The following is a 5,802-nucleotide window of genomic DNA, read 5'->3' on the forward strand; positions in this document are numbered from 1 at the left end:
CCATAGAATCACATCGGCTGAATATTCCGAACAGCATCGTCATGAGTTGTGTCCATGAATCAAAGGTCTTGTAATAGCGGTCAGACCGGTGCTTGCTCACAAGCATCTCAAATTTGTTCCTTGGAATAAAACCTAATAATTGTTTGAAGATTGGCTGACCGACTAATTTCTTTTCTGTATTTTTATCACTCATATTTTTAGTTTGTCGTAAAACCAAAATATGAAAAAAGGAGCTTGCCAGATATGGCAGCTCCTTAAATTATTTTTTGTCGGTCAGTAGTGAAAAATAGTATATAATTAACTTTGTATTGAAATCATAGATTAATCAAGTAAAACCCTTGGTAATTCAAGCTCAACAACACCAACAGTTATGTACTACAGCAAAGGAAATTACGAGGCATTTGCCCGTCCCAAAAAGCCTGCAAATGTTGATTTAAAATCTGCCTATCTTATCGGTTCCGGTCTGGCCTCTTTGGCGTCGGCAGTTTTTCTGGTTCGTGATGCGCAAATGCAGGGCGACAAAATCCATATCCTGGAAGAACTGGCTCTGCCGGGTGGAAGTATGGATGGCATTTGGAACGAACAGAAAGGCTACATCATCCGGGGTGGCCGCGAAATGGAAACCCAATTTGAGACGCTTTGGGACTTATTCCGTTCCATCCCGTCGTTGGAAACTCAGGGTGTATCCATCTTGGACGAATATTACTGGCTCAATAAACAAGACCCGAGCTTTTCACACGCCCGGGTCATCGAAAATAAGGGGCAAAGGCTTGCTACCGACGGACAACTGACACTTTCTCCTAAAGCTATAGAAGAGCTGATTGCGGTAGTCCTTACACCGGAAGAAAAGCTACAGGATATCCAAATCGACCAAGTATTTTCGCAAGAGTTTTTCAAGTCAAACTTTTGGACCTACTGGGCCACCATGTTCGCTTTCGAGCCCTGGGCAAGTGCCATGGAGATGCGCCGTTACCTTTTGCGTTTTATCCATCACGTAGGTAGCGTGACCGATATGTCCTCGTTGCGCTTTACGAAATACAACCAATACGAATCGCTGATACGCCCGCTGGTAAGCTACCTGGAATCGCATGGAGTGCAGTTCCAATACGGCACCCAAGTGCAGAATATAGTGGTTGACACCACAGGCGGCAAAAAAGTAGCCAAAAGAATTGAATACATCAGGGATGGGAATGCAGAAAGCATCGACCTGACAGCAGATGACCTTGTATTTGTAACCAACGGCTCCATTACCGAAAGTAGCACTTACGGAGACAACAATACCCCTGCTCCGGTAGCAGAAGGCATCGGTGGCAGCTGGAAGCTCTGGCAGAACCTTGCAGAACAGGATACCGCCTTCGGAAAGCCGGAAAAATTTTATAAGAATATTCCCGAAGCCAACTGGGTCATCTCCGGTAGTATTACCTTTTTTGACGACAAAGTGGTACCCTATATAGAAAAAATCTGTAAAAAAGACCCACGCAGCGGCTCCATTGTAACCAGCGGCCCGGTAACAATCAACGATTCCAATTGGTGGTACGGCTTTTCCATAAGCAGGCAGCCCCACTTCAAGGCCCAGCAAAAAAATGAAATCATCGTTTGGGTGTACGGTCTTTATTCCCATAAACCGGGCAATTATGTAAACAAAAAGATTACGGAGGCCACCGGGATAGAGTTGTGCGAAGAACTTTTGTACCACATGGGCGTGCCCGAAAACGAGATTGCGGATATTGCAAAAGCAGCCAATACCATTCCCTGCCGTATGCCTTATATCACGTCTTATTTTATGCCACGTGCCGTGGGCGACCGTCCCCTGGTAGTTCCTGGAGGTTCCGTAAACCTGGCATTTATAGGCAATTTCGCAGAAACGCCCAGAGACACGGTTTTCACAACGGAATATTCCGTGCGCACCGCTATGGAGGCGGTATATACCCTGTTAAATGTGGACAGGGGTGTCCCGGAGGTATTCGCCAGTTCTTATGACATTCGGGTATTGTTGAAATCTATTTATTACCTCAATGACAAGAAAGGACTGAAAGACATCAAGGTTCCCTGGCTGTTCTCCCTTTTAGAAAAATATGGACTGAAAAAGATGCAAGGCACTTATGCAGAAGAACTCCTTAAAGAAGCAGGCCTTTTATAAAAATCAATTTCAAAGAGTAAAATATGAGCGCAAATAATTCAAAGAAACAAGCCTACTTCGTTGGTGGTGGCTTGGCAAGCCTTGCCGGGGCTGTTTACCTTTTGCAAGACGGCGGTTTCACAGGCGAAAACATCCACATCATTGAAGCCCTGCCCGTTTTGGGCGGGAGTAATGACGGAGCCGGAACCAAAAAAGAGGGGTTTATCTGCCGTGGTGGAAGAATGCTTAACGAAGAAACCTATGAGAACTTCTGGGATTTGACGGACCGTATCCCCTCATTGGAAGTGCCCAACATCTCTGTCAAAGATGAAATCTTTGCCTTTGACCACGCAAACCCCACCAAGGCAAAAGCGAGATTAATAGACAAAGATGGAACTATCCTGCCGGTTACCGATATGCAGTTCAACACGGGTGACCGTATGAAAATGGTCAAACTGTTCTTCACCGACGAAAGCGAATTGGACAATGTGACCATCCGCGACTGGTTCAGCGACCATTTTTTTACTACCAATTTCTGGTATATGTGGCAGACTACTTTTGCGTGGCAGGAATGGAGCAGCATTTTTGAATTTCAGCGTTACATGAAACGCATGCTACTGGAATTTTCAAGAATCGAAACCCTTGAAGGGGTAACAAGAACTCCTTACAACCAATATGAATCCGTGATTTTGCCGTTGAAGTCATTCCTTGACCAGCATAAAGTGGATTTTTCACTAAGAAAAACCGTTACCGATTTGGAATTTGTCGATAACGATAGCATTACGGTAAAGGAAATAGAATGCATCAATGCAGAAGGGAAGACAGAGAGAATAACCGTCAATGAGGGCGACCTGGTATTCTTTACCAATGGATGTATTACCGACAATTCCAATAATGGCGATTATAATACACCGGCGAAATACCTGCCCGATAATCCGCCAAGTTTTGCATTATGGCGCAGGATTGCCGACAAAAAACCGGGAAAGCTGGGAAATCCCACCCCGTTCTTTACCAAGCCGGATGAAACAAAATGGTATTCTTTCACACCGACTTTCATGGGGAATAAACTACTGAAACTCATCGAAGATTACACTGGAAACAAACCGGGAAGCGGTGCTTTGATGACATTTAAGGATTCGTCATGGAGACTATCTATAGTAATAGCTGCCCAGCCTCATTTCAAAGCACAGGAAAAGGACACTACCATTTTATGGGGCTACGGGCTGTATCCCGATAATATTGGCAATTACGTGAAAAAGCCCATGATAGACTGCACTGGCGAAGAACTCCTTACCGAATTGCTGCATCACCTGCACTTCGAGGAGTATGAGCAGGAAATCAAGGAAAGCGTCGTAAATGTAATTCCTTGTATGATGCCCTACATCGATGCGCTCTTTCAGCCAAGGGCAAAAGCCGACCGCCCTGCAGTTGTTCCGGAAGGCAGCACCAATCTTGCCCTCATCAGCCAGTTTGTAGAAATACCGGAAGATATGGTGTTCACCGAAGAATATTCCGTCAGGGCAGCACGCCTAGCAGTGTACACTCTGCTAGGCCTGGATAAAGAAGTAGCACCTGTAACGGAACATTGGAAACGTCCCGAAGTATTGGCGAAGGCCGTCCATACTTCATACAGGAGCTGAGCATAATTGACCAGACTTAGGTATTTACCAGAAAGCCCAATACGGACTGGAACTTGGCATCCTCTCCAACGTAGATGATGTAAAATCCTACAATAAAGGCTGGTTCCTTTCCCTTGGATATCGTATCAGTTTATGATAAGGCAATATAAGACTGGCATATCAAATGGTTGCCAGCCACTCTTTTATTAATTTTTACAACTATGAATTTTAAAAACGTAACCATTGCAGGAAGCGGTGTTTTAGGCTATCAGATAGCTTTCCAGAGCGCATTTCACGGATTCAACGTAACCGTGTACGACATTAACGACGAGGTTTTGGAAAAAGCCAAAGCCAAGTTTGAAACGATGAGCAGAGTGTTCAAACGGGACTTGAAAGCTACCCAGACACAGTTGGACACAGCGTTTGAAAACCTTCATTATACTTCCGACCTAGCACAAGCTGTCAAAGATGCTGATTTATTGATTGAGGCCGTTCCTGAAAATCCGGCAATCAAGACAGATTTCTATCAAAAGTTAGCCCTAGTGGCTCCCGAAAAAACGGTTTTTGCCACCAATTCCTCAACCTTGCTACCAAGCCAATTTGCAGAAGCTACCGGCAGGCCAGCGAAGTTCGTCGCCTTACATTTTGCCAATAATATCTGGACCAACAATACCGGTGAAGTGATGAAACATGCAGGTACATCTGAAGAAACGTTCAATTCTGTCCTGGATTTTGCCAAACAGATTGGCATGGTACCCTTGCCTATACATAAGGAACAACCCGGATATATCGTAAATTCGCTTTTGGTACCCCTTTTAAGTGCTGCTTTACAGCTATATGTAAATGAAATTTCAGATGTTGAAACGATTGATAAAACATGGATGGTAGCCACCGGCGCACCGGTAGGACCATTTGGAATTCTGGATGTAGTAGGCATAACCACGGCATACAACATCAATAAAATGACCGCTGATGTAACAAAAGAACCTTCAAAAATAAAGGCAGTGGAAATGTTGAAGTCTGAATTTATCGACAAAAACAAGCTTGGGGTAGCTACTGGCGAAGGATTTTACAAATACCCTAATCCGGCATATAAGGAAAAGGATTTTCTGAAGTAAGGAAATTCCTTTTCCTTCAGATTTATAAAATGGAAATGAAAGAAGATATTTACGGATAGTTCTTACGGGTAATGGTGGATATTCCGAAACGCATTTAAAATTTCATAATCTAACAGACGGAAAATCCAATATTTTGGCATCAAGCCAATTAATTAAACCCTATTTTTAAATGCTTCTTCGCCGCCCTCCAATTTAAGTAAACTCTTTCTATGACTAAGGTTCTCAATTGTGGTTGATATGATTTCAGTAAAGACTTTTTCTTTTGGTATTTCCAAAATATGTATAAGCTCTGCATCTCCATTAACTACAAAATTGGCATTGTGTGTAGCAAAAATTATTTGCCGTTCATTTTTCTTTTCTTTAATCAAATCAACTAAATATTGAGCGATTAATCTGTTGTCCAAATGTGCTTCTGGTTCATCAATTAGTAACGGTTTCACGCCTGTCATTAGCAAGGTTACTACAACTGCGGTACATCTTTGACCAAAAGAGCAAGATGTAAGAGGCGACTTTCCATAGAAACCTACTATTTGTACATTTTCAGAAATATTATAGATGTTTCGCCGGATTAGGTTCTTGTAAATGGCAAAATTTGATTTTTTCTCAAATATCTCGTAGAATACTTTGCCATAAAGTGAATTTCTATCTAGGGTCTGCTGAAAAACTCTATTCGTTTTGTTAACCAATGAATTATAGTTATTTTTAGGTTGTCAAGTGCAAGGATTTATGAAAAAAGCATCAAAAAGGCGTGCACCTAGCCCTATTTATAGCAGTCCGAATCAGCTCATTATTGAGGGATTTGAGTCTCCTTTTGATCGTCATCTTAACCCAGAAAACCGTTGGGTTAAGTTAGCTCATCTGCTTCCCTGGGATAGTTTGTCGAACATTTATTACAAAGCATTTCCCAAGAAAGATACAGGTCGTCCGGGACTGAGTCCACGAGTTG

Annotated in this window: 4 protein-coding genes and 2 pseudogenes; 4 read left to right on the forward strand and 2 right to left on the reverse strand. The window is 42.9% G+C overall.

The features are described from left to right. The coding region (locus tag A37S_RS25795) for a DUF4372 domain-containing protein (RefSeq protein WP_028298797.1) at nucleotides 1-193 on the reverse strand (193 nt) is incomplete at its 3' end. Nucleotides 194-370: 177 nt separating this feature from the next. On the opposite strand from A37S_RS25795, the gene A37S_RS0122180 reads away from it, so the two are divergent. The 3 genes from A37S_RS0122180 to A37S_RS0122190 all read left to right on the forward strand — a co-directional run bounded on the left by A37S_RS0122180 (nucleotide 371) and on the right by A37S_RS0122190 (nucleotide 4,856). After that, nucleotides 371-2,140 carry an oleate hydratase gene (locus A37S_RS0122180; protein ID WP_028298840.1) on the forward strand — a complete coding sequence of 590 codons (1,770 nt, stop codon included), beginning with the start codon at nucleotides 371-373 and terminating at the stop codon, nucleotides 2,138-2,140. A 23-nt stretch (nucleotides 2,141-2,163) separates the two neighbouring features. Then, nucleotides 2,164-3,759, forward strand: a complete 1,596-nt coding sequence (locus tag A37S_RS0122185; protein ID WP_028298841.1) for an oleate hydratase — start codon at nucleotides 2,164-2,166, stop codon at nucleotides 3,757-3,759. Between the two features lie 200 nt (nucleotides 3,760-3,959). Beyond that, nucleotides 3,960-4,856, forward strand: a complete 897-nt coding sequence (locus A37S_RS0122190) for a 3-hydroxyacyl-CoA dehydrogenase (RefSeq protein WP_028298842.1) — start codon at nucleotides 3,960-3,962, stop codon at nucleotides 4,854-4,856. Between the two features lie 152 nt (nucleotides 4,857-5,008). Here the strand turns inward: A37S_RS0122190 and A37S_RS0122195 are convergent. Next, a pseudogene (locus tag A37S_RS0122195) lies at nucleotides 5,009-5,380 on the reverse strand (AAA family ATPase); the annotation flags it as partial. A gap of 202 nt (nucleotides 5,381-5,582) precedes the next feature. On the opposite strand from A37S_RS0122195, the pseudogene A37S_RS27890 reads away from it, so the two are divergent. Then, nucleotides 5,583-5,802: pseudogene (locus A37S_RS27890) on the forward strand (hypothetical protein); the annotation flags it as partial.

Origin of the sequence: Olivibacter sitiensis DSM 17696 (genome assembly GCF_000427965.1) — a bacterium.
GTDB classification, from domain to species: Bacteria; Bacteroidota; Bacteroidia; order Sphingobacteriales; family Sphingobacteriaceae; genus Olivibacter; species Olivibacter sitiensis.

What these genes read in the sequence shown, in the direction of transcription:
- A37S_RS0122190 (WP_028298842.1), top strand. Translation starts at nt 3,960, where the DNA reads ATGAATTTTAAAAACGTAACCATTGCAGGAAGCGGTGTTTTAGGCTAT.
- A37S_RS0122185 (WP_028298841.1), top strand. Translation starts at nt 2,164, where the DNA reads ATGAGCGCAAATAATTCAAAGAAACAAGCCTACTTCGTTGGTGGTGGC.
- A37S_RS0122180 (WP_028298840.1), top strand. Translation starts at nt 371, where the DNA reads ATGTACTACAGCAAAGGAAATTACGAGGCATTTGCCCGTCCCAAAAAG.